Source organism: Streptomyces synnematoformans, from assembly GCF_039531005.1.
GTDB lineage: Bacteria > Actinomycetota > Actinomycetes > Streptomycetales > Streptomycetaceae > Streptomyces > Streptomyces synnematoformans.
The window spans coordinates 1-3,933 of sequence record NZ_BAAAPF010000462.1 but is presented as its reverse complement, the minus strand read 5'-3'; the positions used below and the strand labels follow the sequence as shown (position 1 = coordinate 3,933).

General features: G+C 74.9%; 3 protein-coding genes. 2 read left to right on the top strand and 1 reads right to left on the bottom strand.

Annotated features, from left to right (window positions below; all coding sequences use genetic code 11):
- The coding region (locus ABD317_RS34355) for a TetR/AcrR family transcriptional regulator (RefSeq protein WP_344295371.1) at positions 1–384 on the bottom strand (384 nt) is incomplete at its 3' end.
- 309 nt (positions 385–693) lie between these two features.
- Here ABD317_RS34355 and ABD317_RS34350 point away from each other — a divergent pair.
- Together ABD317_RS34350 and ABD317_RS34345 are read left to right on the top strand one after the other, a co-directional pair.
- On the top strand, positions 694–2,049 hold the full coding sequence (locus ABD317_RS34350; RefSeq protein ID WP_344295369.1) for an NAD(P)/FAD-dependent oxidoreductase: 1,356 nt from the start codon (positions 694–696) through the stop codon (positions 2,047–2,049).
- A gap of 82 nt (positions 2,050–2,131) precedes the next feature.
- Positions 2,132–3,874, top strand: a complete 1,743-nt coding sequence (locus tag ABD317_RS34345) for an ATP-binding SpoIIE family protein phosphatase (protein WP_344295368.1) — start codon at positions 2,132–2,134, stop codon at positions 3,872–3,874.
- Positions 3,875–3,933 lie beyond the last annotated feature (59 nt).

Genomic DNA, 3,933 nt, shown 5'->3' with positions numbered 1-3,933 from the left:
CGGCAGCAGCCGCCCGGCTCCGGAGTCGACGGAGGCGCGCAGGAACCGGGCCAGGGCGGCCCACGGCTCGTCCTCCTGCTGCAGCGCCGCGCGCGCCTGCTCGGTCAGCCGCGCGGTCTCCGCCTCGGCGATGCGCTTGACCAGTACTTCTTTGCTCGGAAAGCGGCGGTACACGGTGCCGACGCCGACCCTGGCGCGGCGGGCGACGTCCTCCATCGGGGCGCCGTAGCCCAGCTCGCCGAAGACCTCGCGCGCGGCACGCAGGACGTGCTCAAGATTGCGCTGCGCGTCGACCCGCAGCGCCGACCGGCCATTCGTCGCCAGTTCGCCCGAAGTGTCCGATCCTGTCGCGTTTGCTGACAGACGACTGCTCTGAACCTGCATCTCTGTTTCCCCCGGTTATGACAGTCTCCCCCCGGAGACTCCCCACCCTGCTTACCGGAGCGCGTCTGGTCGGGCCACTCCGGCTCGTACGAACATAGTTCAGCAGAAGTCAAGAGAGAAGGGGCTGTGGATAAGGATCGGCCGCGGGTCGGACACCACGGGCGCCGGAAATCCTCTCCGCGCCTGTGGACAAAAGTCCGAACGCGGTGCGTCATGGGTGTTCCGAGTGTTCCGAGTGTTCCGAGGCCGGGGGCGGCGGCCCCCGCCCCGGAGGCGGGCCCCGGGCGGGACCCCAGGCAGGAGGTTGCCATGACGGATCCGACGCGCGTACTCGTCGTCGGCGGCGGCAACGTCGGGATGACCGCGGCGCTGCGCCTGCAGAAGCACCTCGGCAGAGAACTCAGGGGCGGCGCCGTGGAGATCACCGTCGTCGCCCCCGACCCGTACATGACCTACCAGCCCTTCCTCGCCGAGGCCGCGGCCGGTTCCGTCCAGCCCCGCCACGTCGTCGTGCCGCTGCGCCGCGTGCTGTCCCGCTGCCGCGTGCTCTCCGGCCGGGTGACGTCCGTCGACCACCCCGGGCGCACCGCCCGCGTCGCGACGCTGGCCACCGCGGAGACCGGCGAACCGCCGCTGCAGGTGGCGTACGACCAGCTCGTGCTGGTGCCCGGGTCCGTCTCCCGGGTGCTGCCGGTGCCCGGGCTCGCCGAGTACGGCATCGGCTTCACCTCCGTCGAGGAGGCCATCGGCCTGCGCAACCACGTCCTCGAACAGCTCGACATCGCCGCCTCGACCCGCGACGCCGCCGTCCGCGAGGCCGCGCTGACGTTCGTCTTCGTGGGGGGCGGCTACGCCGGCGTGGAAGCACTCTCCGAACTTGAGGACATGGCGCGCTACGCCACCCGCTACTACACCGGCGTACGCCCCGAGGACATGCGCTGGGTCCTCGTCGAGGCCAGCGACCGCATCCTGCCCGAGGTCGGCGAACGGCTCGGCGAGTACGCCGTACGACGGCTCCGCGAACGCGGCATCGACGTACGCCTGGAGACCCGCCTGTCCAGCTGCACGGACCGCGTCGCCCAGCTGAGCGACGGCGCCCGCTACCCCACCCGCACCCTCGTGTGGACCGCCGGCGTCCGCCCCAACCCCGTACTCGCCGCCACCGGCCTGCCGCGCGGCGACCACGGCCGCCTCCTGTGCACCGCCGACCTCCGCGTCAAGGGCGAGGACGCCGTCTGGTCCGCCGGCGACGCCGCCGCCGTACCCGACCTCACCGCGGCGGAACCCGGCGCCCTCTGCGCCCCCAACGCCCAGCACGCCGTCCGCCAGGCCCGCGTCCTCGCCGACAACCTCGCCGCCTCACTGCGCGGCGCACCCCTGCGCGACTACCGCCACCGCTACGCCGGCTCCGTCGCCTCCCTCGGCCTCCACAAAGGCATCGCCTATGTGTACGGCCACCGGCTGAAGGGCTACCCTGCCTGGCTCATGCACCGTGCGTACCACCTCGGCAAGCTCCCCACCGCGGGCCGCAAGGCCCACGTGCTCGCCGAATGGACGCTCGCCGGATTGTTCAAGCGGGAGGTCGTCGCCCTCGGCTCGCTTGAGCACCCCCGGGCGGAATTCGAACTCGCCACCCGGTCGGGTCGCGGCCCTGACGGCGACTGAGCCGGGGCATGTGACCATGGACGGGCACGAAACGGCACGGAGCGAAACGAACGACGAACGAGTGGACCTGGGACTGGCACGCTTGAACTTCACGCGCTGGAGCCCCCGGCTCCCCGGATCCCCGCGCCGCACCGCCGCCGCGCGGGGGTTCCGCGGTGCCGTCCCCTCCGCCCGCGCCGGGCGGCGGGGCGGGCCGGCGGCGGCGGACCCGCCCGCCGGCGCCGTCCCGGACGGCGACCCCGGCGGTACGGCGGACGACAGGCAGGGCGACGAGCCGGGCGGCGGCGACACCGGCCCGCAACCCGGTGCCGACGCCGCCGTCGACCCCGGCGTCGAGCTGCCCGTCAGCGCCACCCTGGGCCGGCTGCCCGCGCCCGTCGCCGTCGTCCACGGCCCGGAGCACCGCACCGCCTACGTCAACGACGCCTACGCCGCCGTCTTCGGCGCCCGCGCCCCGGGCGCACCCGCCCGCGACGCCCTCCCCGAACTGGCCGAGCTGGGACTGCTGCCGCTGATGGACCAGGTGCTGCGCAGCGGCACCCCGCGCACGGTCAAGGCCCGCCGCGCCCCCGACGCCCGCTCGTACACGTTCACCTGCAGCCCCATCGACGTCGGCGAGAGCGGCGGCGTGCTCGTCTCCGCCGCCGACGTCACCGACCAGGTGGAGGCCGCGGAGCGGCTGCGCGCCGGCGAGCGGATGCAGCGCGAGGCGGCGGTGGCGCTGCAGCGCAGCCTGCTGCCGGAGAAGCTGGAGCACCCGGACGACCTGCGGGTCGCCGCCAAGTACCAGCCCGGCGGCACCGACGCCGCCGTCGGCGGCGACTGGTACGACGTCATCACCCTCGGCGGCGGCCGCACCGCGATGGTCATCGGCGACGTCATGGGCCGCGGCGTCCGCGCCGCCGCCGTCATGGGCCAGCTGCGCACCGCCGTACGGGCGTACGCGCGCCTGGACCTGCCGCCGCACGAGGTGCTGCAGCTCCTCGACGGCCTCGCCGCCGAGATCGACCCGAACCAGATCGCCACCTGCGCGTACGCCGTCCACGACCCGCACGAGGGCCGCCTGGTGCACGCCTCCGCAGGCCACCTGCCGATCCTCATCCGCGACGCGGACGGCGGCGTCCGCCGCGTCGACGAGCCCACCGGGCCGCCGCTCGGCACCGGCGGCTGGGTGCACGGCTCCGCCGAACTGCCCTTCCCGCCCGGCTCGACCGCCGTCCTCTACACCGACGGCCTCATCGAACGCCGCGGACAGGACATCGACGAGGGCGTCACCGCGCTCGCCACCGCCTTCGCCGGCGCCACCGGCGCCCCCGGCGTCGTCTGCGACCGGCTCATCCGCTCCCTCGGCGTCACCGCGGAGCACGACGACGACGTGGCCGTGCTGGTCCTGGAGCACCCGCTGCGGGACAACGGCGAGGCCGAGCTGTTCCGCGGCGCGGCGCTGGACCTCCTCGGCGGCGTCGAGGCGGCCCCGCGCGCCCGCGCCTTCGCGGACGGCGTCCTGGCGAGCTGGCGCTTCCCGGCGGAGCTGCGCGAGCTGGGCGTGCTGGCGGCCAGCGAACTGGTCGCCAACTCCCTGCAGCACGGCTCCCCGCCGATGCGGCTGCGCATGCGCCGTACGGACCGGAGGCTGATCGTCGAGGTCACCGACGGCGACGACCGGCTGCCCCGCCGCCGCAAGGCGGAGCCCGGCGACGAGAACGGGCGGGGCATCTCCATCGTCGCCACGATCGCCACCAGCTGGGGCTCGCGCCGCACCCTGGGCGGCGGCAAGGCGGTGTGGTGCGAGTTCGCCCTTCCCGGCGGAGAGAGCCGCCGCTGAAGGACCCGAGCGGGCCCGCGCGCGACGGCCGGAAACCGCCGCGTCCGCACGCGCCGGAC

Excerpts from the sequence above, each read along its gene's own strand:
- ABD317_RS34350 (WP_344295369.1), top strand. The coding sequence starts at position 694 with ATGACGGATCCGACGCGCGTACTCGTCGTCGGCGGCGGCAACGTCGGG.